This is a genomic window from Deltaproteobacteria bacterium (assembly GCA_020845895.1).
In the GTDB taxonomy this organism is placed as follows: domain Bacteria; phylum Lernaellota; class Lernaellaia; order JACKCT01; family JACKCT01; genus JADLEX01.
In genome coordinates this window covers 39,002-65,734 of the sequence record JADLEX010000056.1, presented here as the reverse complement: position 1 = coordinate 65,734, position 26,733 = coordinate 39,002, and the positions used below count along the sequence as shown (strand labels likewise).

The window sequence follows — 26,733 nt, the reverse complement described above, 5'->3', positions numbered from 1 at the left end:
CGGTTGGCCGCCGCGACTCGCTTACACGAGCCCCAGCGCCTCGAGCTCGGCGCGCAGCTTGGGGCGCGCGGCGTCGGTCATGGGCACCATGGGCAGTCGCAGCTCGTCGGCGATGAGACCCATCATCGCGAGCGCCGCCTTGACCGGAATCGGGTTGGTCTCGATGAAGAGCGCCTTGAAGAGACCAAGCAGCCGGTAATAGACCTCCGCCGCGCCGTCGCGATCGCCGGAAACGTACTTGTTCCACATCTCCACCATCGGCGCGGGGGCGACGTTGGACGCCACCGACACCACGCCGCGCACGCCGATGCCCGCGAGCGGCAGGAAGAGCGGATCATCGCCCGAGAGCACCGCGAAACCCGGCGGGCACAGCTTGATCGCCCACGCGCTCGCGGCCACGGTGCCCGACGCCTCCTTGAGTCCCACGATGTTGGCGCAGTCCTTCGCGAGCCGCGCCACGGTCTCGGCCTCGATATGGCACGCCGTCCGCCCGGGCACGTTGTAGAGCATCACCGGCACGCGCAGCCCGTCGGCGATGGTCCGGTAGTGTCGATACAGACCTTCCTGCGTGGGCTGGTTGTAGTAGGGCGTGATCAGCATGACCGCGTCGCAGCCGTCGGCCTGCGCCTCCAGCGCGTGCTCCAGCGCGGTCGAGGTGGAGTTCGACCCGGCTCCGGCGATGACGGGCACGCGCCCGCGCGCGACCTCCTTCACCGTGCGCCAGACCGTGCGGTCCTCGTCGGCGCTCATGGTCGCGGCCTCGCCCGTACATCCGCACGCGACGAGGGCATGAACGCCCCCGGCGATCTGCCGTTCGACGCACTTTTCCAGCGCGGCGAGGTCGAGTTTTCCGTCGCGAAACGGCGTGGCGAGCGCGGTGATGACTCCCGAAAACTGCATGGCTCACTCCCGAGGATCGTGCAAAGTCGCGGACGCGGCGCAAACTATCACCGCCCCCGCTTTGTGAAAAGAGTCCTGACCGCGCAGGCACTTCCTCATTTCACCGTCATTTTCGCCTGGCGTCGTCATGCCGTCACAACGCGCCGTCATGTTCCGACGCACAAGAAGCACGAAGGTCCGTGACCGCCGGCGCGTCCGGCCGGTCTTTGAAGCTCAGCGAGGTCATGCGATGGACGCACCGCGATATTCGGCGATCCCCATGAATCCACGCGGCGCCGCGCTCACGGTGGAGCGAGTGGCCGGGCATGCCGTCGCGACGGCCAGAGCGGTCCGGCGGCTCGGGGCATTCGCGGCCATCACGCTGATCTGGATGGCGCGATATGCGTCGCACGCGGCGATGGCGGGTTTCACACGCCGTCTCGCGGCGTCCTATGCGCGGCGCTGGTCGGTCTCGCTTGGCCGCGCGATCGGCGTCGAGATCGAAACGCGCGGAGCACCGCCCGATCGCTCGGCTCTGCTCGTCGCCAATCACGTCTCGTACATCGACATCGCCGTGATCGGTTCGCGCGTCGCCGCCTGTTTTCTCGCCAAGACCGAGGTCGCGCGCTGGCCGGTTATCGGCTGGGCCGCGCGCCTGTCCAACGCCATCTTCGTCGAACGCGAACGCCCCGACAGCCGTCGACGCTCGCTCGTCGAGATCGAGACGACGATCCGCTCCGGCGTGAACGTCGTCGTCTTTCCCGAGGGCACCACGTCGGCGGGCCCGACGACGCTGCCGTTCCGCCCCGGGTCGTTCGCCCTTGCCGCGCGCGCCGGGCTGGTCGTCGTGCCGGTCGCCATCCGCTACGAAGACCCCGGCGACGCATGGGTCGGCGACGACACTTTCGTCGCGCATTTCCTTCGTCAGCTCGGCAAACGGCGCGTGCGCGTGTCCGTCTCCTTCGGCCCCGCTCTTTCCGGCTCGTCCGGCGAGGATCTTTGCCGCGCGGCGCAAAACTGGATCGACGACGCCAACACCTGTCTTTGGGAAAGGACCGCCGCATGAGCGCGAACCGAAACGGTCAGGCTCACGAGATCCGCCTCCTCATCCGTCCCGGCCGCCACATGAGCGACCGCGAGCGCGACGCCCTCGTCGCCGAGCTGCGCGAGGTCGCCGCGACGTGCTTCGACGAAATCCCCGAGTACCAGTGCCTTGTGGGCACGCGCGAGGCGCTCGCCGACAAGGTCATCGCCGTGGCGCGCCGGCCCGACGGACGCATGGCGGGGTTCTGCTCGACGGTGATGCTGCGCGTTCCCGGCGTCGGCGACGTCATGCACCTCGGCCTCACGTGCGTGCGTCCCGAGGACCGCAAATACGGACTCACGCACAAGCTCACGTCGAAGGCCGTCATCGGCTACGCGCTTCGCTACCGTCCCTTCGGGCGACTGTGGATCAGCAACTGCGCGTGCGTGCTGTCGTCGCTCGGCAACGTGGCCATGCACTTCGACGCCGTGTATCCCACGCCGTTCACCTCGGCGAAGCCCGGCGAAACGCACCGGCGCATCGCGGCGGCGATCGACGTGAAGTATCGCGACGCCATGTACGTTCTGCCGGGAGCGATCTTCGATCCGGACGCATTTGTGTTCCGGGGCAGCGTGAAGGACACGGTCTTCCAGAAGGAAGCCGAGGAGCGCTCGTTCCACCATCGCAACCGCACGGTGAACGACTACTACACCAACCTGCTCAGCTTCGACGAAGGCGATGAGGTGCTGCAGGTCGGCTACATCCACCTGCTGTCGAGCGCGCCGCGCTACTTCTGGCGCAAGTTCCGGCTGCGCCGCCGCGCGCAGGTGCTGGCTTCCGCGGAACGCTGACGCGAATCCGGCCGTTCGGAACAGTTGAGGTTCGAGCCTTTGCGTCCTCCGGGCACAGACCCGGTTGCGCCTCGCTCCGGCGCCGCCGCGAAGGCGACGCCGGGCGATTTGGGCGCGCGGATTATTCGCTGACGAACGCCATCATGTATTCGGTCGCATCGAGAATCGGCTGCACCGCGTGCGGCATCTCGTAGTAGTCGCCGGTCAGCCAGTTCGCGAGCATATCCTGCTGGTTCGGATCGCCGGTCACCGGAATCTGCCCGCCGGGATAATGCACGTGCGTGGTGATCTCGCCGTCCACAAATTCATGGATGATACGCAGACTCGGGCCCGACGTGGTCTCGAAGTCCGTATTGCTCTCGTCGTACCCCGCCACGTTGGGGGTATTGTCGGAGCCGGGAATCGCGAAGGGGCCGAGGTCGAAACCCGGCAGGCCGAACGCCGAGAACGCCACGTGGCCGAGCATCAGATGATGCTTGCGGCCCCACAGCCAATCCTCGATCGGCGCGCCGTCGAACTCGTCCCATCCCGCGATGGCCGCGACCGTGTCGTTGATCGCGCTCACGATGATCTCGCGGCGCGTCTCGACCGGCACCGTGGAGACGTCGTCCCAAAAATCGTTGCTCTCGTCGTCGAGCAGGCCGAGAATCGCGACCTGCGTCTCGGTCCATCCGTAGGGATAGTCGTACCCGGCGTCGGTCACCTCGTCGCCGAAGGTCGCGACGCGCAGCTCGATGTCGTACTCGGCGAAGCCCATCGCCGCCACCGCCGCCGCGAGCACATCCGCGTCGTCCGACGCCGCGCCGTTCGGATCGGAGCCCGCGAGGCCGGAGTGCGTCTCGAAGGTCCAGTCTTCCCAGAATCCCACCATGTCCACCGCGTCGTCCGACAGATCGGTCATGTCGCTATTCAGCACGTCGAGCGTCGCCGTGATGAGGTCGCGGGCGTAGTTGTCCTGCACGGTGAACTGCGTCGCCTGCGTGGACTCCACCGTGATGCCGTCGCCGGCGAGCTGCTCGGTGAGCATTTCCGTGATGCGCTGGGCGCGATAGCCGATGTCGCGCTCGAAGTACCAGTAATGGTCCCCGTCGGTCGGGTCGCCCGACTGCAAGGTGCCGTTGATGTCGTTGTTGGCGGTGACGAGCCAGCCCTTGGCGGGGTTCTTGACCTGCGGCATGTCGGCGATATCGCCTTCCCACTCGGCCGATCCGTCGCCGGGCAGCACGAACCACGGCTTGTGCGTCGCGGCCCAGGAACGCTCGGGCACGCGGGCATTGGGGAAGTAGCCGAGGTCGCCGTTCGTGTCCTGCAGGACGAAATTCTGCGCGCCGACCTGGAAGTTTTCGATGGCCGCGAAACCTTCATCCACGTTCGTCGCGACGGCGAGCTGCCGAAACGCGAGGGGCTCCTGCGACGGCTCGTGTCCGGTCCAGCGGAACGACATCGCGGTCGTGCCGTCGATCGAATCGGGCAGGATGGGGCCGTGATGCGGCACCACGTAGATGTCCTGCGTGATCTCGCCGCCGCCGGGCAGCGCGAAGGACTCGGTGGATTTGACGAGGTCGATCTCGCCGCCGTCGAACTCCACGGCCACCGGCTCGCCGCCGTCGAGCACGAGCGTCTCGGCGTACACGTCGAGCACGTCGAAGCCCGCGACGGTCTCGCCCCACGCGAGGTTTTCGTTCGCCCCGATGGCGACGATCGGCGCGCCGCCGAACATCGCGCCCCACGTGCGCATGTCGCCCGCGCCGAGTTCCTTGGTGTCCATGTAGGCAAGATGAAAGACGGACGGGTACGAGAGGCTCAGATGCGGATCGTTGGCGAGGAATCCGACGCCGTTGTTGATGTCGGGCGACACGATCCAGTTGTTGCTCGCCTCGCCGTTCGGCGAAACGGGTTTGAACGCGGCATTGGCGCGCATCGATTCGAGCACGCGCCGCAGGCCCTGGTAGCCCTCGGGGAGCACGCGCTGGGGCGCCGACGGCGTTCCCGATTTGCCGGCCGACTTCGCCCCCGACTTGGCCGCCGATTTGGCGCCGTCGAGCACCACCGTGTCGGTCGCCATCGCGCGCGTGAACATGGTGTCGTACAGGTCGCCCGGCAGGGCGTCGGCCCAGTCCGTGAGATAGATCTCGTTGTAGAGCGAGTTGGACAGATCCCAGGTCTGGTAGCGCGCGAACGAAATGGTGTCGATCACGGTCCAGTCGGGAACGTCATCGGGCTGGAGCGCGAAGAATCCGTATTCGTCGGGCCAGCCGATGGGCTGAGGCTCGGCGCGGCGGGCATTGAGCCACGCGTTGACGCCCTCGGCATAGTTTTCGAGCAGTGTTTTGAGCTCGGCGTCCATGGCCTCGTCGATGTGCTCGAAGACCGAGCGGCCGTCGGCGGCCATGAAGTTGACGCGCTGCTCGATGTCCACGCCGATCGCCACGTCGCCGGCGATTTCGGTCAGGCGGCCCTGCGCGAAGTGACGGTAGAAGTCCATCTGGAAAAATCGCTGCATCGCCTGCACGTAGCCCATGACCTTCACGGCGTCCTCGGTGGTGCGCGCGAAGACGTAGGGGATCATGTACTCGTCGAACGCGACGCGCGCCTCGCCGGAAAGGCCCGGAATGTCGATCGTCTCGTCGGGCGGAACGTCGAGCACGGGGCTGTCGTCGTCGCCCGTGTCATCGTCCGTATCGTCGTCGGCGTCGTCATCGCCGCCGGAATCGTCGTCATCGTCGTCGTCGCCGCAGCCGGCGACGAACGTCATTGCGCAAATGAGCGCGAACACCCACACCAAAGCACGCAAACGTACCGCGAACATCGGTCGTCCTCCTTCGACGTCATGACAAGACGAAGGATTATAAGCGCCAAGGCCCGGAAACGACAACAAAAAACGGAGCCGGGGAATTTCCGGCTCCGTCGTGGGGTTTCGCGCCGCGCGGCGTCAGAGGTTGAACATCAGGTACGACAAGAGCCGGTACACGTCGTCCGTGACCTGCGCTTCGTTGTGGAACGACGTGTAGGTCACGCGCCCCTCGCCGGCGTCGAAGCGCGCGAGCAATGGGATGTCCGTAAACGACACGAATTCCGTGGCGAACGATCCGCGCACGAGAACCGACGTGCCCTCGCCGACGCCGTCCATCACCACCCAGATCGGCAGGTCGAAATAGATTTCGATCTGCGTCTTGCCGAGATGCTCCGCGAGATCCGCGTCCACGACGTCGGCGAGGATTTCATAGCTCCCGGGGCCGATCTTCGGATCGAACGGAAAGGAGATGGCGTCGGGCCACACATACTCCACGTATTCGAAGGACCAGTCCGATGCGTAGAGCCGTCCTCCCGCCTGCACGAAGTTGAACAGGTTCTCGTTGACCATGCCGACGTCGAGCGGTTCGATGTCACTGGCCCCCGAGGTCGCGACGGTATCGTCGTCTGCCATGTCGTCATCAGTCACGTCGTCATCCGCAACGTCGTCGTCGACGGTGTCGTCGTCCGCTACGTCGTCATCGCTTCCCGCGGGCTCGACATTCGGGTCCGCGGTGCAGTTGAGGAACAGGTAAGTGTAGGTCCCGATCTTTGCCTCGTCCTCCAGGTCGGTCGGCGTCAGCATGTCGAAGTCCGTCCCCTCGACGAACCCCATGCCCTTCAGCACCTCCTGCACGGTGTCGTAGTCGCCGGGGACGACGGCGATCGTGTGCGGCGGCGGGCGCACGATGACGTCTTTCTTGTTGTCTTCGCCTGCGCAGATCTGCGCGCTGGCGTCGCCGACATACTCGCCTTTCCGAGCCGTCAGTTGCTGGAATCCGCCTTCGACCGATTCGAAAGAATAGTAACCTTCCACATCGGACATCGTCTCGAGGCCGAGTTCCGGCACCTCCACCGTCGCGCCGCCCACGTGCGTCTCGCCGTCCGGAGCCAGCACGAAGCCCTGAAGCGGCGCATCTCCGTAGTCGCATTGCGGGACGACGTTTTCTTCCTCGTTCGCTCCGCCGAAGCGGCCGGTGGATTCCTCTTCGCCGCCGCAGCTGCAGCCGATCGCGCCGAACAATGCCAAGATCAGTGCGCCGAGAGTCGCCAATCCACGCATGAGCCCCTCCGTGGTCGGGCCGAGCGCGCCCGCCTGAACCGTGATATCGGAGCGAATGTCGAACATCATGAATAATATCTGACCGACGGTCAGTTTCGCAATTCCCATGACCCCGACCTGCGATGCGGCGGGCATCCGGCGCCCGACCGATCCGCGCGTGCCGAACCCGTCGCCAACGGCCCGCGCGCGATTGACACCCCAAGGGATTTCCATTAGATCAAGCGTCCGTTCCGTACGGTGCGTCCCCATCGTCTAGCGGTCCAGGACTCCGGCCTTTCACGTCGGCAACACGGGTTCGAGTCCCGTTGGGGACGTCTATCAGACCCCTGTAAGGCTGTTCGCGAACGTGAGCAGCCTTCCCTGTTTTCGGCGTCCGGCCCGGCGAAGATCCTGGAGTTCCTCCCCAAATATGACGGTCGGCCATCGCCGACGGCATGGGGAAATGAACTTCGCGGTGCTCACTCGTACCGCAGCGCGTCGATGGGGTTCAGGCCGGCTGCGCGTCGCGCCGGGAAATAGCCGAAGATCACGCCGATCGCCGCGGAAAAAAGAAATGACAGCAAATTGATGTTGGAGTTGAAGAGGAAGGGTACGCCCATCACGCCCGCGAGCCCAATCGAAGCCGCCGCCGCCAGGGCGATGCCCACAACGCCGCCGAGACTGGATAAGACCATCGCCTCGATGAGGAATTGCAGCAACACGTCTCGTTCCAAAGCGCCGATAGCGAGCCGGATGCCGATCTCGCGCGTGCGTTCGGTGACCGAGACGAGCATGATATTCATGATGCCGATTCCGCCGACCAGCAGGCTCACGGCCGCCACGCAGCCGAGCAGCATGGTGAGAATTCGAGTCGTACCGGTCAGCGTTTCCGCGAGTTGCCGGGTGTCCAATACGCGAAAATCGTCTTCCTCGGTTTCGCCGATCTTGCGCCGCTCGCGTAACAGTAAAACCAGTTGTTGCTTGACCGCGTCGACGGAGCCCTCATCGCGCACCGCGACCATGATTCGCGCGATGTCCTGGCTGCCGGTGAGTCGGCGTTGCACCGTGCGCAGCGGCATCACGACGACGTCGTCCTGATCCTGTCCCATGGCGGACTGGCCCTTGCCCTGGAGCAGGCCGATCACTTCGCAACTGAATCCCGTGAGGCGGATTTCGGAACCGACCGGATTCGCGCCGTCAAACAGCTTGTCCCGGATGGTCTCCCCAATCACGCACACCGACTTTCCCGCGCGTTCCTCGGCGTCGGTGAACGTGCGCCCAAGCGCCATCTTCCAGCTTCCCGCGGTGAAGAATTCGTTGTTTGTCCCCGTGACCTGCGTGGACCACGCCTGAGATTGATGGACGACGGTCGTCGCTTTGCCCGCAACCAGCGCGACATCACGCGCGCCCGTGATCTGGTTGCGAATCGCGTCGGCGTCCGCATTCACAAAAGCGGATGCACCCATTTCGGAGCCCGGTCCCATGCGTTGGCCGGGGATCATCATGAGTTGATTGGTGCCCATTGCGGCGATCTGGTCGGAAACGGATTTGGTCGCGCCGTTGCCCAGGGTGACCAGCGTGATGACGGCGGCGATGCCGATGACGATCCCGAGGGTGGTGAGAAACGAACGCAGCAAATTGCGGCGAATAGCCCGGAGGGCAAGGATCACCGTATTCCACAACATCAGGCGCTCCCCACATTGCGGCGATCGCTGGCCACTCGCCCGTCGACAAAGTGGATGACGCGGTTGGCGTAGGCCGCGATGTCGGGTTCGTGGGTGACCATCAACACGGTGATGCCCTGGTCGCGATTCAGCGCGACCAGCAATTCCATGATTTCGGCGCTCGTGTGTGTATCGAGGTTGCCGGTCGGTTCGTCCGCCAGCAGCACTTTGGGCCTCGTGACGATCGCGCGCGCGATGGCGATTCGCTGTTGTTGTCCGCCCGACAGTTCCGAGGGGTGATGCCGTTCCCAGCCGGTGAGTCCGACCTGCTCCAGGGCGGCGCGGGCGGCGATCGGACGTTTGGCGGCGCTTTCGTGACGATAGATCAGCGGGAGTTCGATGTTCTCGATCGCCGTCGTGCGTGCCAGCAGATTGAAGCCCTGGAACACGAATCCCAGGTAGTGCCGGCGCAGCAGGGCGCGTTGGTTGCGGGAGAGCGCCTCGACGTGGACGCTTTGAAATTCGTAGCTTCCGCCGGTGGGCGTGTCGAGACACCCGAGAATGTTCATCATCGTCGATTTGCCCGAGCCGCTCGGCCCCATGATCGCGACAAACTCTCCCGAAGCGATCGCCAGGTCGATGCCTTTGAGCGCCTGAAACGCGGCCGGCCCGCCGCCATAGGTCTTCGTGACGCCGGACAGCCGAATGAGAGCCTCTGCGTTCACGACGCCGTCCCGATCGTTTCGGTGATCACCTGCTCGCCGGCCTTCAGCGATCCGCCGAGGACCTCCGTGACCCGGCCGTTGTCGGCGCCGGTCTGAATCTCGATGGGAACCGCCTGGCCGTCGCGCGAGACCCACACGCGCGGCACTCCGTCCGTCGCGGCGACCGAAGCCCTGCTCGGCTGGTCCGGCGGGCGCGGCATCAGCTTCCCGACAAAGCCGCCGGATCGATCGGCCGACGCCGGGACGGTCGCGGGCGGGGTGTAGCGAAGGGCGGCGTTGGGGATGAGCAGCACGTTCTCGCGAGTCACGGTCACGATGTCGGTCGTGGCGGTCATGCCGGGACGCAGGCTCAGGTCGTCGTTGCTCACCGCCAGCACCGCGGAATAGGTCACCACGTCGTCCACGGTTCTGGATCCGTACCCGACCCGGGTGATGACGCCCGAGTACTTGCGCCCGGGCCAGGCGTCCACCGCAAACGTGGCGTTCTGCCCTTCTTTCACCTGACCGACGTCGGCTTCATCGATGTCCACCTGCAGTTTCATCTTCGTCAGGTCCTCGGCGAGCGTGAACAGCACCGGCGCCTGGAATGTCGCGGCGACCGTCTGACCGGGCTCCACGGTGCGCGCGAGCACCACGCCGTCGATCGGCGATTTGATGTCGGCTTTCCCCAGATCGGTTTCGGCGGACTGCAGGTTGGCGCGGGCCTGGGAAACGCCGGCGCGGGCACTGGCTTCGTTTGCCCCAGCGCGTTTCCAGTTGGCCTCGGCCGTCTCGAGCTCGCTTTGGGAGGTTCCTAAACCGCCGGAAATCTCGACGAGTTGCCGAAGGCGCGTCAAGGCGGCGGCGGTCTCGGCGACGGTGGCTTGCGCCTGCAGCATCTGCGCTTCGGCGGCCGCGAGCGTTGACCGCGATTTGTTCACGACGTCGCGCAACTTGGAATGATCGAGTCTTGCCAATACTTGGCCCTTTTTCACTCGATCGTTTTCGTCGACCAACACGGCAGCGACGATTCCGGAAAGCTCGCTGCTGAGTTCGACCTTGTTGGTGGGCTGAAGAGTGCCCGTCGCGGACACCGTCACCACCAGCTCACCGATCACCGCCTCCTCGGTCTGAAAACGCGTGACAGCCGCACGCCCCCCCGCTTGCGAGACCAGCGCGGCAATCCCCAGGCCAAAGATCGCCGACAGCGCCGCGAGCAGCCAATTCCGCCGACGCCAATACGGTTTTTCGATCTCAGCGCTCAGAAGGACGTTTAATGACGGGAGGACGACCGTGTTCGGATTTTCCGCGTCTTTCATGATCTTTCCCCGCCGATCGGGTGGGAAGTGAGTTGTCGCGACCATTTCCCGTTCGACGCTTCGCACGGTTGAACCTGCGCCGGCACACCGACCGCGCGGGCGCTAGCGGGGTTTTCCGCGATGGGGCGCACGTCGCGTTCGGTTGCGTGCAGACGTTTGGGTCTCATGGTCGTCATCTCGGTTCGGTGGATTTGCGATCCCGTGCATCAGGGCGTCGACAAAGCCCCGCACGAAGGACTCCCGACTGTCCGTGACGTTCGGCATTTGCCGCGACCGCACAAAATCGACGCAGCCGCCGAAGATCGCGCGAGCGAGCGGCCATGTGTCGAAGCGGCGGACGCGGCCGAGGCGCATTTCCGCCGCGAAGCAGGCGTTGATTTTTTCGACGATGAGTTGGGGCGGCAGCGTCTCGGGCTCGGCAAAGAGGAGTTGGCGGATTGCCCCTGACATCGGACTCGTTTCCGCGAGTTCCAAAAACGGATGGACTCGAAAACACGAATCGAGCACCGCCTCGATCAGGCGTTCCAGGTTTTCGCCGACACTCCGTTGACCGGCGTTCTTCGCGATGACGGCCAAAGCCTCCGGAGGCTGCGTCTCGCGGTGGATCACCGCGGCGAGCAGGGCTTCCTTGCTCTTGTATCGGTAGAAGAGAATTCCCTCGGACACACCGGCCCGTCGGGCGATTTTGGCCGTGGTCGCCGCGTGTCCGTCTTCGCGAAACACGTCCCGTGCGGCGTCCAGAAGGTCTTCTTCGCGAATGCTCGGTGGGCGACCACGCATATATTGAGTGTACACTCAGTAAATCGAAAGTCAAGGGCCGAAAGCGACCGATGCCCGTCGCACGTGGCGTTTTCCCGTTGCATTCGAAGCGGAAAAATCCGACGCTCTCGGGATCGAATTCCGAATTCCGAATTCCGTTTCCGGGAGCACCGCCATGATGACGCCGCACGAGTATGAGGACAGCCTGCGCAAGCTACGGCTCGTGGTCTACATGTTCGGTCGTCGGGTGGAAAACCCCGTTGACGATCCCATCATCCGCCCGTCAATGAACGCGGTGGCGAAGACCTACGAGATGGCCTCGCGCCCGGAGTTCGCCGAGATCATGACGGCCACGTCGCACCTGACCCTGCGACGCATCAACCGTTTCACGCACATCGCCCAGAGCACGCACGATCTGCTCATGCGCACGAAGATGGGCCGCCTGATGGGCGCGCATACGGGGTGCTGCTTCCAGCGATGCGTGGGCATGGATGCGCTGGCGGCGCTGTCCATCACGACGTTCAACATGGACGCGCGGCTGGGGACAAAATACAACGAGCGCTTCTCGCGCTACCTTGCGGACGTTCAGGATCGCGATCTGGTCTGCGACGGGGCGATGACCGACCCCAAGGGCGACCGCTCGCTTCCGCCTCACCGCCAGCCGGACCCGGACGTCTACCTGCGCGTGGTAGAGCGGCGGGAAGACGGCATCGTGGTGCGGGGCGCCAAGGCCCATCAGACCGGCGCGGTCAACAGCCACGAGGTCATCGTCATGCCCACCGTGGCCATGAAAGCCGAAGACCGCGACTGGGCCGTCTCTTTCGCGGTACCCAGCGACGCGCCCGGCGTCATCTACATCATGGGCCGACAGTCCTGCGACACGCGCAAACTCGAAGGTGACGCGCTGGACGTCGGCAATCCGCATTTCGGCGGGCACGAGGCGCTGATCGTTTTCGACGACGTCTTCGTCCCGTGGGAACGCGTTTTCATGTGCGGGGAGACCGAATATGTCGGCGAATTGGTGGAAAAGTTCGCGACCTTCCACCGCCAGAGTTACGCGTGCAAGGTCGGCGTGGGGGACGTGCTGATCGGCGCGACGCAGACCATCGCCGAATACAACGGCACGCACCACGCCGCGCACATCCGCGACAAGATCATCGAGATGAACCACCTGAACGAAACCCTGTACTGCGGCTCGATCGCGTGCGCGTCCGAAGGCCAGGCCGAGCCGAGCGGAACATTCATGGTCAATCCGCTGCTCGCCAACGTCTCCAAACACAACGTCACGCGCTTTCCGTTCACCATCGCGCGTCTGGCCCAAGATGTCGCCGGCGGAGCAATGGTCACGCTGCCGTCCGCCGCGGATTTCCGATCGCCCGAGGTCGGGCCGTGGGTGGAGAAGTATTTCAAGACGAAGCCGGACGTCCCGACCGAAAACCGGCTGCGTGTGCTGCGTCTGATTGAACACATGACGCTCGGCGCCGCGGCCGTCGGCTACCTGACCGAGTCGCTGCACGGCGCGGGATCGCCGCAGGCGCAACGGATCATGATCGCGCGACAGGTGAACATGGACGAAAAGAAAAAATTGTCGCAACGTCTGTGCGGCGTGCTGAGCGCACCGGAAGAGTAGCGGCGGCGCCGGGCAGGGACGCGACATGCAATACGAGGGCATCGTCATCCGTCCGCCGTCCGAGGCGGATTCGCTCATCCTTCAGGCCACCTTCGGCTGCTCCCACAACAAGTGCACCTTCTGTCCCACGTACAAGGGCACCAAGTTCCGCATTAAGGATCTCGACCGCTTCCGCGCCGACGTGGACGAGATGGCGCGTTACCCGTGGCGACGCGTGTTTCTGGGCGATGGCGACGCGCTCATCATGCCGCAGCGCGAGCTGCTCGCGCGGCTCGGATATCTGCGCGAACGGCTCGATGGGATCGAGCGCGTGGGCATCTACGGCAACGCCAAGGCGATCCTGCGCAAGTCGCCGGAAGAACTCGCCCAGCTTCGCGACGCGGGGCTCGGCATCGTGTACTTCGGGCTGGAGTCGGGCGATCAGGATACGCTCGATTTCATCGCCAAGGGCCAGCCGGTGGAACGGATGATCGAGGCCGGGCGGCGCGTGCGCGACGCGGAGCTGCTGCTGTCGGCCACCGTGCTGCTCGGGATTGCCAGGCCCGGGCGCGGGGCGATTCACGCCGAAGAAACCGGGCGCGTTCTGAGCGCGATCGACCCCGACTTCGTCGGCGCGCTGACCGTGATGGTCGTGCCCGGCACGCCGCTGTGGGATCTTCAGGAGAGCGGCGCGTATGCGGTGCCGGAGGCGTTTGACCTGCTCGCCGAACTCTACGTGATGCTGCGCGCGACCAGCATGTCCTCCGGCATGTTCATGAGCAACCACGCGAGCAACTACCTGCCCGTGCGGGTGCGGATGCCGCGCGAAAAGGACGCCGCCCTCGCCGCGATCCGACGCGTGATCGACAAACGCGACGCGAGCGCGCTCAAGCCGGAGTACCTGCGCGCGCTATAGCGCGGCCGGCGTCGATTCAGATTTTCCGGGGTAAAAAAGTGGAAACCGCGTTTTCGGGGGAATTGAAAACGCGGTTTCCGTTGCTCATGCAGGCAGATAGGTGTGGGTCATCCTATCTCTTTGGGGATGGTTGAGGCGGCGTGAAACCGTCTCGAGGGGACTGTGAAAGATCTTCTCGGACTTTGCGGGTCCGGGTGTTCCGAATCGAATGGCAAATGGAGAGGGGGGAAATCGCGGCGTTTCTGGTCTGGTCAGGTCCGCGTTTCGCCTCCGCGAAATCCCCCCTTATGTCAAAGAGCCGCTCCGCTCTGCCGAGCCTTGAACGAAGCAAACGGTATGCCAAGTCGTGTGGCAACGCGATTTCAGGCACTTAGCTCGTTCCGAGGAAATCCCCCAATCCGAAGTCGTGACAATTTTTCACGGTCGGCGACGGTTTTCTGATAGATTTGCGTACCGCACGGTCTGGAACGTAAGGGTTGACCGGAAGTCATTCACAGCCCTGCCAACACCCCGTTTTTCGGCAGGATTTTGTAACGGCGGTTTCAAGATCGCGAAGATATTTGAAGTTCAAAACGGGCGGCCGATGGCCCCAGGGCGCGGCCTTTTCGCCGGTCGCGGCTTGTGCTAGGTTTCGCGCCCGTCGAATTTGCCGAAAAAGGGAGCCGCGTTTTGTCCACGCAATACGTCTACACCATGTACAAGCTGCGCAAGGTCGTCTCCGGCCCGCGCGTCATTCTCGACGACATCACGCTGGCGTTTCTGCCCGGCGCGAAGATCGGCGTCATCGGCCCCAACGGCGCGGGCAAAAGCTCCCTGCTGCGCATCATGGCGGGCGTCGACCACGAGTTCGACGGGGAGGGCAAGCCGGGCCAGGGCATCCGCGTAGGCTTTTTGCCGCAGGAGCCGCAACTCGACCCCGACAAGACGGTGAAGGAAAACGTCGAGGAGGCCGTGCGCGAGATCCGCAACCTGCTGCACCGCTTCGACGAGGTCAACGCGAAATTCGCCGAGCCCATGAGCGACGACGAGATGAACGCGCTGCTCGCCGAGCAGGGCGATCTGCAGGCCAAGATCGACGCTGCGAACGCGTGGGATCTGGACCGCACCATCGAGATCGCGATGGACGCGCTACGCTGCCCGCCGGGCGATTCGGCGGTCACGCACCTGTCGGGCGGCGAGATCCGCCGCGTGGCGCTGTGCCGCGTGCTGCTGGAAAAGCCCGACATGCTCCTGCTCGACGAACCGACCAACCACCTCGACGCCGAGTCGGTGGAGTGGCTGGAGCATTTTCTCGCCGAGTATCCCGGCACCGTCGTCGCCGTCACGCACGATCGGTATTTCCTCGACAACGTGGCCGGGTGGATTCTCGAACTCGACCGCGGCAAGGGCTTCCCGTTCGAGGGCAACTACAGCGGGTGGCTCGACCAGAAGAGCAAACGCGTCGCCGTCGAGGAAAAGCAGGAGACCGCCCGCCAGCGCACACTGGAACGCGAGCTGGAATGGATTCGCATGAGCCCCAAGGCGCGGCAGTCCAAGGGCAAGGCACGCCTCACCGCGTACGAGCGCTTGCTGTCGGAAGAAACCGCGCAGCGCCGCAGCACCGCCGAACTCGTGATCCCGAACGGCCCCCGACTCGGCGATCTCGTGATCGAGGCCGAAAAACTCTCGATGGTTTTCGACGACCGCGTGATCTTCGAGGACCTCTCGTTCAAGGTGCCGGCCGGCGCGATCGTGGGCATCATCGGCCCCAACGGCGCGGGCAAGACGACGCTCTTTCGCATCCTCACCGGACAATATGAGGCCTCGACCGGTTCGATGAAAATCGGCACGACGGTGAAGCTCGCGTACGTCGATCAGAGCCGCGACGCGCTCTCGCCCGAAAACACCGTGTGGAAGGAAATCTCCGGCGGCGAGGAGATTCTGTACTTCGACAAAACGGCGCTCAACTCGCGAGCCTACGTTTCCAAATTCGCGTTCAAAAAAGACTCCCAGCAGGCGCTCATCAAGCATTTGTCCGGCGGCGAGCGAAACCGCGTGCACCTGGCCAAGATGCTGCGCACCGGCGGCAACGTGCTGCTGCTCGACGAGCCGACCAACGACCTCGACGTTGACACCCTGCGCGCGCTGGAGGACGCCATCGAGGCGTTCGCCGGGTGCGTGTTCGTCATCAGCCACGACCGCTGGTTTCTCGATCGCATCGCGACGCACATTCTGTCCTTCGAGGGCGAGAGCCACGCCGAGTGGTTCGAGGGCAACTATCAGGATTACGAGAAGGACAAGAAGCGCCGCCTGGGCGCCGACGCCGATCAGCCGCACCGCATCCGCTACAAGAAGCTGACGCACTAAAGCGGCGAAGGCCCGGCTTCCCCCCACGTGGCACAGCCGCCCTCGGCCGTGATTTGCTGCGACCGAACTGCGCTCACGCACCGACGACCGCGCCGCGACCACGCTGCGACGACGGAGCCGCGACCGTCAGGGAGCGGTTCGGGGTTCGTGTACGATGCCGCCTCGAATCAACCGACCGATTTCCTTCGGTGACGGTCTGCTCGGTTTCGACCGATTCATCAGCGAAGACATGACCGCTCCCTTACGGTCGCGGCTCGGTCGGGCACGGTTGGCCCCTGCGGAGAGGACCAGAGGCCAAGGGTCGGTAATTTGTCGCCGGAACTCCCGGTACTTCGGGACTTCCAAATTTAGCCCTTATTAAATCCGCACTTGGTCCTCTTTATTCATTCACCCATTTCGATTTCTGATTCGGCTATGCTCGCACCGACCTCGGTCAGGCGATACAAATCAATCGCCGTTCGGCGAAGGAGGCCGTCTTCGCTCAAGCGCATAGCCACGCGAACAACCTCTCTTTTGGCGATTTCTAGACGAATCGCGACATCGGAATATCTGGCATTCGCATGTTCCCCCCGTTGCCATGCTCGAAGCCCTTCTTCTAGAATTGCTTCACGGACCTCACTCTCGCTACACGATCGCTCCATCGCGTCCTCCTACGGAATGGCTGGAATGCGAAAGGCATTGGTTCGCTCTCGAGAGATCTTGACAGAATGACTTTTCGCCCAACGCAGCCTTTAAGAACCCCGGTTAATAGTTGTTTCTTATTGCTCGACAAACCGATGAATCGTGAAGACCGGAAACCCAAGGTATCGCTCAGGTCGATTTTTGTCACCGCAAATGTCTTCGGGACCTCTTGCAAAGAGGGACCGTCTACGGCGTCTGTCGCAATCCAAAAAACTTTGACGCACGCTCTGAAGATTGCCAGCTGTGCTGTCATTCCATGTACTATTTCAAACATCTTTCAATATTGGCCTTAATGTGTTCGATGGTTTTGTGGTCCTCGGGCAGAAACCGTCTATAAATTTCAAGGGCCGAGCGATATTTGATCAAAGCTTGGGGGCAATCGTCGAGCCAAGCAAACGAAGCGCCAATACTGACCAGCAGTCTCGCGACTTCCGGGTGGCTTTCCCCATAATTCGAACGGTAAATGCTCAAGGACCGCTCAAAATACTCCAGTGCCTTTTTCTGGTCACCGAGTTTTCCCCACGAAACTCCAATATTGCCAAAACCAAAAGCGACATCCGGATGGTTTTCCCCGTACACTGACCGATAAATATCCAGAGAGCGCTCTCTGAATTTCAGTGCCTTTTTCTCGTCGCCGAGTGCCGACCACGAAACGCCTATGTTGCTTAGAGCCATCGCGATGTCCGGATGGTTTTCTTCATAAACCGCCCGATAAATCACGAGTGATCGTTCATAGAACAAAAGCGCCTTTTTCTGGTCACCGAGGGCTGACCAAGAATTCCCGATATTGCCGATCGCCAACGCCACACGTGGGTGGTTTTCGCCATACGCCTCTTTGAAGATCGCCAGTGAGCGCTTTTTGTACTCCAACGCTTTTTTTTCGTCGCCAAGCTCGGACCAGGAATTGCCGATGCTGCCGAGTGCAACCGCCAGTTGGGGATGACTCTCCCCATACACGGATTGGTAGATCGACAACGATTGCTCGTAATATTCCAGCGCTTTTTTGTGTTCGCCAAGTGTGAACCAGACATTGCCGATGTTGCAAAGCGCGCCCGCGACTTCTGGATGGTTTTCTCCAAACATCGATCGGTAAATTTTCAGCGCTCTTTCCTCGTAATCCATCGCCTTTTTCTGGTCTCCTAGAGCCCGCCACAAAACGCCGATATTACTTGTCGCCAGTGCGTAATCAGAACTCAGTTCGCCAACTTCGGACTGGTAGATCGACTGAGCCTTCTCGTAATAGACTCGCGCTTCGTCGGCGCTCCCTCTGTCGTGGGCGATTAGGCCCTTTCTCATGAACACGTCGGCTCGACCGATCGTGTCAGCCGTCGACTCGAAAATCGCAGAGGCCTCGTCGGCGTACTGTGCCGCGGCAGGATATTGAGCGCGATCCAAAGCTAGGTCAGTCTTCTTCAGCAGTGCGTCGGCCTGCTGTCTTTTGTTGCCGGAGGAAATCGACGAAGCTTCAGCGGCGACGGCAATGATTTGCGCCTCGTCGTTTTTGCCGATGGTCTCGAGCAAATCCGTTTTAGCGAGTTGGGCCTCGGTGTTCTTGATCGCCTGTTGATCGGGTGCGTCCGCATCTTGCGCGTAAGCCGCATAGACCGCCTTTTGCTCGCACGTATAGAGCTTGTCGGCCACGGTCTGGTAGGCGTCCAATGCCTTGGCGGCCGTTTCGTTGTCGGCAACGATCAAGAGCTCTTTGAACTGGCGCATCGCAATCAGCGACGCGTTATAACACGTGCTACGCAACGAGTACTCGCGGGGCGTGATAATTTTGCGTTCCACCGCGTCCTTGCAAACGCGCTTGTTGAGCATCACCCAGTCTTGGGCAACGCCGTCCAACTTCGTCGTCACCGAGTAGGAGACCTTCTTGGCGAAATCGAGAGGTATCTTCGCGAAGGCGACGTTGACCTTGGCTTTTGCTTCCTCGTTCCAGACCACGCTGATATCGGTCTCGAAATCGTCGCAAGGACCTTTCTCGGGTACTTGCGCGAAAGCGATCCCGGAGAATAGGACCGCGAACATGGCGAGAATCAATGCGAGAAATCTGCAATGCATAGCGCCTCCCTGATCTTCAACACTCGCTCAAATACAAGCCCGTTATCGGCATTCCGATGCCATCTGAGCCGCTTGGGCGATCTGTGCGCCTGCATCTGGGCTACCGGCCTGCAAGGTAGCGATCGCTGAGCGGGAGACCGCGAGGTGCCGGTCCAAGCAGGCGGTGCGTCGGGTATAGGTATCTGACGAAATCACCTTGCGGTCAAAATGATCGCGACAGGCTGCCTCGCGCATCATCACCCAGTCGCGGGTCAAGTTGTCCATCTGCGTAACGATTTCGTTCTCGGACTGCCCACCGATCTCACCGCCATATTTCACGAACGCGTACTGAACCGAGGCTCGAATTTCGGCGTTCCAAACTTTTTTCACGTCGAGATCGAAGTCACCGCACCTCGCATCCCGTGGCACGGATTTCGTCGTCGTTGCGCAGGCGTTGCAGACAACGATGACAATTGCCAAGAATCCGTAAAATGCCATTTTCATCTTCGCGAAAGGAGTCATTTCCGTTGGCCTCGAAAATATTGGAATTCCGGAGACACGACACCGAACCCCTCCCGCCAAGCAACCCGGTTGCAACGAAGCGATGCCCCTCGCTGACGCACGCCGAGGAACACCGCAGGAACCGTTCGACGGGCTTCGACACAGCTTTTCGTGTACCCCCTTCAAGGCGGCCTCCCCAACGCACATTGGTCTTACGGAGAAATCCTCATGGATACGATCCCAACATTTGTCCCAAATTTTCGGGAATGGCAATGCCTCGATTCGACGGCGGCAGTGCCGAGGGAGAGCCCGGACCGCGCAGAGTCGATGCAAATCGCTCTCGATGGCGAAGTCCGAAGGGATTTCTCCGCTCGCGGCTCCTGCGTCACTGCTCGGTCGAAATGACAGCGTGATTCACGCTGGGCTTTTTACATACCGTTTACAAAAAACGCCGCGCGGCCCCATCCGACGTTTACGTTCGCCGGGCAGAGTCGGCATCATTCACGGCATCCGACAGGAGGTGAGCGATGCCCCGAACGCACACGATGATGTCACGGCTGATCGCGTTGACCCTGTTGACGGCGCTTTTCGCGATGTCGGCGCTCGTCGCCGGTTGCGGTCCCCAAGGCGACGACGATGATGACGACGACGATTCCGGCGACGACGACGACAACGACGAGCAGGCCGAAGCGCCCTACACCCTGCCCGACACCGGCCAGACCGACTGCTACGACGAGATGAATCAGGTGATCGCGTGCCCGTCGTCGGGCGATCTGTTCGGCCAAGACGCGCAGTACACGTCGAACGCGCCGAGCTACACCGACAACGGCGACGGCACGGTGACCGACAAAGTAACCGGTCTGATGTGGCAGCAGACCCCCGGCGAAAAGATGACATGGGACGAGGCTGCGAGCGGCGCGGACGGCTTCGAACTCGCCGGTCACGACGACTGGCGGCTGCCGAGCATCGACGAGCTGTATTCGCTGATCGACTTCAACGGCGCGACGGGAACGGGATCCTTCGAAGAGGTGCCCGACGACGCGATTCCGTACATCGACACGGACGTCTTCGACTTCGAGTACGGCGACACGGACGCGGGCGAGCGATTCATCGACGCGCAGTACTGGTCGGCGACCAAGTACGTGAGCACCACGATGGATGGCCAGGAGACCGCGTTCGGCGTCAACTTCGCCGACGGGCGCATCAAGGGCTACGGCCTCATGGGCGGCGCGGGCGACATGACGGAGTTCGTGCGTTACGTGCGCGGCAACGCCTATGGCGGCAACGATTTCGCATCGAACGGCGACGGCACCATTACCGACAACGCCACCGGCCTGATGTGGACCGAGGGCGACAGCGGTTCGCTCGGCGGTGGCGACGGCGGCGCGATGGATTGGCCGGACGCGCTGGCGTGGTGCGAGGGCCTCAGCGAAGCCGGATACGACGACTGGCGGCTGCCGAACGCGAAGGAATTGCAGGGCCTTGTCGATTACTCCCGCTCGCCGGCGACCACGGACTCCGCGGCGATCGATCCGCTCTTCACCGCGACGCCGATCACCGACGAGGGCGGCGGCGAAAACTGGGCGTACTACTGGACCTCGACCACGCACGACGACGGCCCCGACTTCGCGGCGTACATCGCGTTCGGCGAGGCGCTGGGCTGCATGGAGATCGGCGGTTCGGGCGAAAAGGAACTCATGGACGTGCACGGTGCGGGCGCGCAACGCAGCGACCCGAAGACGATGACGCCGGACTCGACGATCGGGTGCGGCGACGGCCCGCAGGGCGACGTGCTGCGCGTGCTGAATTTCGCGCGGTGCGTGCGCGGAGGCGTGTGATTGACATTTCGCGAAACTCGGACAGCAACCGCTCCCGCCTGGGGGCGACCGTTGCGCCGTTTCTAAGCCGAGTCGGTCGGGGGCTGCCAACGCTTCACGAGGCTGCCGATGAATCCGACAACGTCCGCTTGGATCGTATCGTCGGAACCGCCGGTCAGGAATGAAGCGACGCGGCGCGGACCGATTGCGTCGTGCGCGAGAAAGTCGGCGCGGAGAATGGCGAATGCCTGACGGGAGTCGTGGTGATCCACGAGAGGATGAATGTAGCGCAACACATCCTCGATCCCATTGCCGAAGTTGCGAACCACGTAATACAGGTCGTAGGCGTCCTTGTTTTCTCCACGACTCCCGCAGGACAACGCCTTCATCACCACGAATGCGCCGGGATCGCATACCCAGATATCTCGCGTCGCTTCCTCTCCCAGGATCGTTCGACCGGAAATCGTGACGCTGATGCGATGTTCGAATGCCAGTGGGAGCCCCGGGGCAATGAACGCCGCGAAGTCCGGCTCAATGTTCCTGAGATCGCCACCCCGGTCTTTCGCGTTGGTGGGCGGAATGAGGAAGTCCACCGTCACGGAGCCCTCACCGACAATCCGCCAGCATTGACGTGTCGCCGCGCCTTGCTCGTTTCGATCGGGTGCGAAACCCGCGCGACGCAGGCGCTCGGTGAGTGTTTGGTATCGCTTCCGATCGAAGATCGCGAGCGTCAGCCCGAGATCGAGGTCCATCGTGCCGACATGGACGTCGATCCCGCTTCCGGGAACGTGCTGATCGATCAGCAACGACGGGACGAGACCGCCGATCACCACGACCTCGTTCAGCAAGTCGCCCAGTTTCGTCGCGACATAAAGGCAGGTCGCGCGCACCAGTTCCGTTTGCCTCGGACCGTAACCCGCGGCGGTAGTGGGTTTGTCAGTCATGCGCGCCCGGTTTCAGGAAGTCCGCGCGCAAACGCTCGGCAGCCTCGGGCGCCCGCTCGGGGTGGCCCGCCAGATCGAGATACACCTGGACCGGATGCACGCACGTGACATCCCGGATGACCCGCGTTTCCTGAAACACTCCCATGTCCTTCGGAAGAACGAGCCAAAGATTAGCGCCGCGCGGATCCTCGCGAAAGCCGATTCGATCCGGCAAATCGGCGGTCGGTTCTTCGGCGAGATAAAATGATGCGAGCCGAAACGAGGCAAACCGGCAATACAGCCACGCCGCAGCCAGTCCCGTCGCCGCGTACCTCAGCTTTGCACTGCCGAGACGATCAGCCACGGTATTCACGAGATCCTCGCCGGAACGCGCGGCGACATGTCCCTTCAGGATGGTGTGGTTTTCGAACCGATATGTCTCGGCCCACGCGTCGAGCAGCAGGTTCGCGTCACGCGACCGGACTCTCCCGGATTCGTCGCGCGAGACGAGATCCGCCACCGCCAGTCGCTTGACGATGCGGCTGACGAACCCCTCGTCCATCCCCGTCGAGCGGGCGAGTTCGCGTTGGGTCCACGCCTCATCGGGATGCATGAGAAGCCACCGGGCAATCCGCGCGCTCTTTGGCGCGAACACGTCGGGCGGGCGACCGGCGGTTTTGAAACGATTGGGGCGACCCTCGACGCGCACGAACAAATCCTTTGCGCGAATGAGCGCATTGCCCGACAAGTCGATCCATCCGATGTCCGCATTTTCGCACAGACGCCGGCCGACCTCGCCCATGTATGGCACGGCGACGAGGGGAACCATTCTGCGATCATGCTTCGCGGCGCCTCTCAGCCGCTCGATTGCGACTCCAACCTGAGACGAAGACGCGTTCGCTTTGCATTCCACGATGAATACGCGGTTCCCGACTCGCGCGATGAGGTTCGGCCGCGTCGATTCGCCGATTTCGACCTCCGAGGAGATTTGTTTCTCTCCCAGAAGATCGGCCAAGGCGGACGAGACGGCTCTGGCGAACCGACGTTCGAGGAAAGCCGAGTTCATGTATGACTATATAAGCCTCCTGCACTGACCAGTCAATATCGGCATTTTGGTCAACCTCCGTGACATCCGCGATGGCCACTCGAAAGGGGGGCACATCCGCGGGAGAAATCGAAATCGGAAACGCCTTGCACGGTTCCGGCGTATCTCTCACCGTTGGACAATCCGCCGGCCGCGGGCCGGGAAAGGACTCTCGCCGTGAAGACGCTGCTGATCATCGCCCTCATGTTCGCCGTCGGCGTCGCCGCGGCGCTCGCGATGCCCACGTCGTCGCGCGCGCAGGGCGGTCCGGCCAAGGCCGAAATGAAGTCCGCCACGAAATCCGTTTTTTTTGCCGGCGGGTGTTTCTGGGGCGTCGAGTACTACTTCAACCATTTGCCCGGCGTGATCTCCGCGGACTCCGGCTACATGGGCGGCAAGGTCGAGAATCCCGGCTACCACGACGTGACGACGGGCACGACCGGCCACGCCGAAACGGTGCGCATCGTGTACGACCCCGCGAAGGTCACGTACGAAGAACTGGCGAAGTTGTTTTTCGAGATCCACGACCCCACGGAGATGAACGGCCAGGGCCCGGACATCGGCGAGCAGTATCGATCGGCGATCTTCTATATGAGCGACGAAGAGAAGAAGACCGCTCAGAAACTGGTCGATCTACTCAAGGCCAAGGGCCTCAACGTCGTGACGAAGCTGGAACCGGCGGGCACGTTTTGGCGCGCCGAGGAGTACCACCAGGACTATTACGACCACAAGGGAAAGAAGCCCTACTGTCACTTCCGCACGAAACGGTTCGACTGAGCGACGCCTCTACGAAAAGCACCTCGCGGCGGCGCGCGGCCTCTGCTAATCTGCCGAGCGTATGTCCACCCTGCGTTCGGTCGTGAAGAACTCCGCGGCGCTCGCCGCGGGCCGCATCGCCACCAAGGCGCTGTCGCTCGTCTTTCTCGGCTACGTCACGCGCGAGATGGGCGAAGCGGGATTCGGTCGCTTTTCGATGGCGATGGCGCTCGTCGGCTTCGTCGAGGTGATCCCCGGCTACGTCGCGCGGCCCTTCATCATCCGCTTCGTGGCGCGCGAACGCGAGCGCTCGGGCCGCTTCCTTTCCGGCGTCCTCACCACCAACATCGTGCTCACGCTGCTCCTGTGCGCGGGGCTTTTCGGCGCGGTTCCGTTTTTCGGTTACCCAGCCGATGTCGAACTGGCCATTCACCTGCTCGCGGCAAGCCTGCTCTTTTCGTCGGTGACGAACAGCTATCACGCGGTCTTCGCGGGCTTCGAGCGCATGGAGCTGATTTCGATCGCCGATGTGGCCAACACCGTGCTCACCATCGCGCTCGGCATCGGCGCCATTGCGGCGGGCGGCGGCGTGGTCGCGCTTTGCGGCGCGTATGCGCTGGCGCGCGTCGCCACGTTCTTTCTCGCGCGGCACTGGGCGCGGGGGCTGCTCGTCGATCGTCGCTTCGAATGGCCCGATCGCGACCTCATCCGCACGCTGCTCACCGGCTCGTGGCCGTTTTTCATCACCACGATGTTCGTGATCTTCTACAACCGCGCCGACATCGTGATGCTCTCGTGGATGCGCGGACCGGTCGACACCGAGCTCGCCGTCGGCCGCTACAACGCCGCGTACAAGTTGATGGAGGCCCTGGGCCTGGTGACGAGCGCGTTCGTCATGGCCGTGTACCCGGTGATGGCGCGGCGTTTCGTGCACGGCGGCGCGGGCGTGCTCGACGCCTTCCGTCCGTCGTTTCGCGCGCTCGTCGCCTTCACGCTGCCCGTCGCGGTGGGGACATCGCTGCTCGCACACGACCTGATGGCGCTGCTGTTCGGCGACGCCTTCGCCGTCGCGGGCGCGGCGCTCGTCGTGCTGATCTGGGGACAGGTGCTCGACAGCGTGAACCCGCTCGCCGCGGTGGCGCTGCGCGCGGTGGAGCGCGAGGGCGAGCTGGCGAAGATCACGCTCGTCGGCGCGGCGATCAACGTCGGCCTCAACCTCTATCTGATCCCGCGCCACAGTTACATGGGCGCGGCGGCGGCGACCCTCGCGTCGTTCGCCGTCGTGTGGGCGTGGAGCGTCGTATCGCTGCGGCGCGCACTTGGCCCGCTGCGCGTGGGTGTCGATGCCGCTCGGGGAGTCTTCGCCGCGGGCGCGATGGGTATCGCCGTGTGGTTCGCGCGGCCCTACGGCCTCGTCGCCGCCATCGCCACCGGCGTCGTCGTCTATGTTCCCGCCGCAATCGCGGTGGGGCTTATTCGCCGCGCGGATCTCGCTTTGATTCGGAAATCGGCATGAAGATCCTCGCGGTCGACAACAGCCCGGCGATGGGCGGATCGGTCCACCACCTCGCGGCGCAGATTCGCGTGCTGTCGGAGTCGGGCGCGCGGTTTCGCTTGATCGCGTCGAACCCCGATCTTTTTGCCGGTTCGCTTCCGCCGGACGTGCCCGTGCGCACGCTCTCGTGGCCGGGCTTTCGCGACGTCTTTCGCCACACGGGCGCGCTCGCCGATCCCGTGCTGCCGGGCCCGCTCAATCGGCCGTTTTCGTTTCTCGCCTATCGCCGACTCGCATCCATACTCGTGCCCGAGTTCCTGCGTGTGTTGGACGAAGACCCGCCCGATCTGGTGCACATCAACAACCTCAACCTGCCGAACAAAGTCTTCGGCGATGCGCTCGCCGCGCGCGGGATGCGCTTCACGCTCGCCGCGCAGATGATCCGCCTCTTCGGGCGCACCGAGGCGGCCTTTGCGGCGCAATCGGCGCGCGTGGTGTGCGTGTCGCGGGCTGTGCGCGAATGCCTGACGCGGCAAATGCCGAACGTGACCCCAGACCGCTATGCGATCGCCGAAAACGGCATCGACCCCGCGCGCTATGCCGTTCCTCGCGAACGTTCGATCCTCGCCGAGCTCGGCGTGCCGCCCGACGCGCGGGTGGTGCTTTCGCTCGCGCGCCTCATCGAGTGGAAGGGCCACGACGTGCTCGCCCGCGCCATGGGCTCGGTTCCCGACGCCTGGCTGGTGCAGGCGGGCGGCGAGGAATCGCGGGTGTGGCGCGAGCGCGTGCAAGCCATCGCGCGCGACGCGGGCGCGGGGGATCGGTTCGTCGTCGCGGGGATTCGCGCCGACGTGCCGCGGCTGCTGGGCGCGGCGGACGTGCTCGCACACAGCTCGAAATACGATCGCGCCGAGCAGGGCGTGGTCGAGGCGTTCGGGCGCGTGATCGTCGAGGCGATGGCCGCGGGCGTACCCGTCGTCGCCACCGACGTGGGCGGCGCGGCGGAGATCTTCCGGCACGACGACGGCACGCCTTGGACGCACGACGGGGTCGCGCCGGGCCGGCTCGTGCCCGCCGGAAATTCCGACGCGATGGCGGACGCGATTCGCCACTATCTCGAACACCCGGACGACGCGCGCCGCGCCGGCGAGGCGGGCCGTGTCCGCGCGTGGGACTACGACGAGCGCGTCACGGCGAAGAAGCTCGCAGAAGTGTTCGATACCGTCGCGGGCGAGGGCGCCCGCGCCACAAATAGTTAGCCCGCGCTACAAATATTAGCCCGCGCCACATTCATCAGGTGTGGCCCGGCCG

21 protein-coding genes and 1 tRNA gene are annotated in these 26,733 nt (G+C 63.5%); 10 read left to right on the top strand and 12 right to left on the bottom strand.

The features are described from left to right. Window positions 1–21: 21 nt before the first annotated feature. Window positions 22–900, bottom strand: a complete 879-nt coding sequence (locus IT350_07595; GenBank protein MCC6157901.1) for a 4-hydroxy-tetrahydrodipicolinate synthase — start codon at window positions 898–900, stop codon at window positions 22–24. A 229-nt stretch (window positions 901–1,129) separates the two neighbouring features. Between IT350_07595 and IT350_07590 the strand changes: the two genes are divergently transcribed. Both IT350_07590 and IT350_07585 read left to right on the top strand, forming a co-directional pair. Further along, window positions 1,130–1,945 carry a 1-acyl-sn-glycerol-3-phosphate acyltransferase gene (locus tag IT350_07590; protein ID MCC6157900.1) on the top strand — a complete coding sequence of 272 codons (816 nt, stop codon included), beginning with the start codon at window positions 1,130–1,132 and terminating at the stop codon, window positions 1,943–1,945. Further along, window positions 1,942–2,754 (top strand): hypothetical protein, encoded by an 813-nt coding sequence (locus tag IT350_07585; GenBank protein ID MCC6157899.1) that lies wholly within the window; start codon window positions 1,942–1,944, stop codon window positions 2,752–2,754. The genes IT350_07590 and IT350_07585 overlap by 4 nt, the downstream gene beginning before the upstream one ends. Before the next feature lie 121 nt (window positions 2,755–2,875). Here the strand turns inward: IT350_07585 and IT350_07580 are convergent, their stop codons facing one another. Together IT350_07580 and IT350_07575 are read right to left on the bottom strand one after the other, a co-directional pair. Beyond that, on the bottom strand, window positions 2,876–5,563 hold the full coding sequence (locus IT350_07580; GenBank protein MCC6157898.1) for a penicillin acylase family protein: 2,688 nt from the start codon (window positions 5,561–5,563) through the stop codon (window positions 2,876–2,878). 123 nt (window positions 5,564–5,686) lie between these two features. Continuing rightward, on the bottom strand, window positions 5,687–6,964 hold the full coding sequence (locus IT350_07575) for a hypothetical protein (GenBank protein ID MCC6157897.1): 1,278 nt from the start codon (window positions 6,962–6,964) through the stop codon (window positions 5,687–5,689). Between the two features lie 106 nt (window positions 6,965–7,070). Here IT350_07575 and IT350_07570 point away from each other — a divergent pair. Continuing rightward, window positions 7,071–7,143: transfer RNA gene (locus IT350_07570), tRNA-Glu, on the top strand. A 144-nt stretch (window positions 7,144–7,287) separates the two neighbouring features. On the opposite strand, the gene IT350_07565 is transcribed toward IT350_07570, so the two are convergent. From IT350_07565 to IT350_07550, 4 genes are all read right to left on the bottom strand, one after another. Beyond that, the gene (locus IT350_07565) at window positions 7,288–8,493 is read right to left on the bottom strand and encodes an ABC transporter permease (protein MCC6157896.1); all 1,206 of its coding nucleotides are present in this window, start codon (window positions 8,491–8,493) and stop codon (window positions 7,288–7,290) included. Continuing rightward, entirely contained in the window at window positions 8,493–9,197 is a 705-nt protein-coding gene (locus IT350_07560) for an ABC transporter ATP-binding protein (GenBank protein ID MCC6157895.1), read from the bottom strand. Before IT350_07560 ends, IT350_07565 begins: the two co-directional genes overlap by 1 nt. Then, a complete protein-coding gene (locus IT350_07555; GenBank protein ID MCC6157894.1) occupies window positions 9,194–10,495 on the bottom strand; it encodes an efflux RND transporter periplasmic adaptor subunit in 1,302 nt (433 codons plus the stop codon). The genes IT350_07560 and IT350_07555 overlap by 4 nt, the downstream gene beginning before the upstream one ends. A gap of 102 nt (window positions 10,496–10,597) precedes the next feature. Next, the gene (locus IT350_07550) at window positions 10,598–11,275 is read right to left on the bottom strand and encodes a TetR/AcrR family transcriptional regulator (protein ID MCC6157893.1); all 678 of its coding nucleotides are present in this window, start codon (window positions 11,273–11,275) and stop codon (window positions 10,598–10,600) included. 154 nt (window positions 11,276–11,429) lie between these two features. On the opposite strand from IT350_07550, the gene IT350_07545 reads away from it, so the two are divergent. The 3 genes from IT350_07545 (at window position 11,430) to ettA (ending at window position 16,125) form a co-directional block, all read left to right on the top strand. Beyond that, complete coding sequence (locus IT350_07545; GenBank protein ID MCC6157892.1) at window positions 11,430–12,884, top strand: 4-hydroxyphenylacetate 3-hydroxylase family protein; 1,455 nt, start codon at window positions 11,430–11,432, stop codon at window positions 12,882–12,884. Between the two features lie 25 nt (window positions 12,885–12,909). Beyond that, entirely contained in the window at window positions 12,910–13,779 is an 870-nt protein-coding gene (locus tag IT350_07540; GenBank protein ID MCC6157891.1) for a radical SAM protein, read from the top strand. A 693-nt stretch (window positions 13,780–14,472) separates the two neighbouring features. Next, a complete protein-coding gene (gene ettA / locus IT350_07535; GenBank protein ID MCC6157890.1) occupies window positions 14,473–16,125 on the top strand; it encodes an energy-dependent translational throttle protein EttA in 1,653 nt (550 codons plus the stop codon). A gap of 383 nt (window positions 16,126–16,508) precedes the next feature. Here ettA and IT350_07530 read toward each other — a convergent pair whose 3' ends face one another. From IT350_07530 to IT350_07520, 3 genes are all read right to left on the bottom strand, one after another. Beyond that, window positions 16,509–16,766, bottom strand: a complete 258-nt coding sequence (locus tag IT350_07530) for a hypothetical protein (protein ID MCC6157889.1) — start codon at window positions 16,764–16,766, stop codon at window positions 16,509–16,511. Window positions 16,767–17,067: 301 nt separating this feature from the next. Beyond that, window positions 17,068–18,867 carry a tetratricopeptide repeat protein gene (locus IT350_07525; protein ID MCC6157888.1) on the bottom strand — a complete coding sequence of 600 codons (1,800 nt, stop codon included), beginning with the start codon at window positions 18,865–18,867 and terminating at the stop codon, window positions 17,068–17,070. A gap of 42 nt (window positions 18,868–18,909) precedes the next feature. Then, window positions 18,910–19,368, bottom strand: a complete 459-nt coding sequence (locus IT350_07520) for a hypothetical protein (protein ID MCC6157887.1) — start codon at window positions 19,366–19,368, stop codon at window positions 18,910–18,912. A gap of 572 nt (window positions 19,369–19,940) precedes the next feature. On the opposite strand from IT350_07520, the gene IT350_07515 reads away from it, so the two are divergent. Next, the gene (locus IT350_07515) at window positions 19,941–21,185 is read left to right on the top strand and encodes a DUF1566 domain-containing protein (protein MCC6157886.1); all 1,245 of its coding nucleotides are present in this window, start codon (window positions 19,941–19,943) and stop codon (window positions 21,183–21,185) included. 62 nt (window positions 21,186–21,247) lie between these two features. Here IT350_07515 and IT350_07510 read toward each other — a convergent pair whose 3' ends face one another. Further along, the gene (locus tag IT350_07510; GenBank protein MCC6157885.1) at window positions 21,248–22,108 is read right to left on the bottom strand and encodes a hypothetical protein; all 861 of its coding nucleotides are present in this window, start codon (window positions 22,106–22,108) and stop codon (window positions 21,248–21,250) included. Then, window positions 22,101–22,916 carry a MarR family transcriptional regulator gene (locus IT350_07505; GenBank protein ID MCC6157884.1) on the bottom strand — a complete coding sequence of 272 codons (816 nt, stop codon included), beginning with the start codon at window positions 22,914–22,916 and terminating at the stop codon, window positions 22,101–22,103. The genes IT350_07510 and IT350_07505 overlap by 8 nt, the downstream gene beginning before the upstream one ends. 459 nt (window positions 22,917–23,375) lie before the next feature. On the opposite strand from IT350_07505, the gene msrA reads away from it, so the two are divergent. The 3 genes from msrA (at window position 23,376) to IT350_07490 (ending at window position 26,681) form a co-directional block, all read left to right on the top strand. Beyond that, window positions 23,376–23,948: a peptide-methionine (S)-S-oxide reductase MsrA gene (msrA, locus tag IT350_07500; protein MCC6157883.1), complete on the top strand. Its 573-nt coding sequence runs from the start codon at window positions 23,376–23,378 to the stop codon at window positions 23,946–23,948. Window positions 23,949–24,009: 61 nt separating this feature from the next. Further along, window positions 24,010–25,443 (top strand): oligosaccharide flippase family protein, encoded by a 1,434-nt coding sequence (locus IT350_07495; protein MCC6157882.1) that lies wholly within the window; start codon window positions 24,010–24,012, stop codon window positions 25,441–25,443. Then, window positions 25,440–26,681 (top strand): glycosyltransferase family 4 protein, encoded by a 1,242-nt coding sequence (locus IT350_07490; protein MCC6157881.1) that lies wholly within the window; start codon window positions 25,440–25,442, stop codon window positions 26,679–26,681. Before IT350_07495 ends, IT350_07490 begins: the two co-directional genes overlap by 4 nt. Window positions 26,682–26,733: the final 52 nt, after the last annotated feature.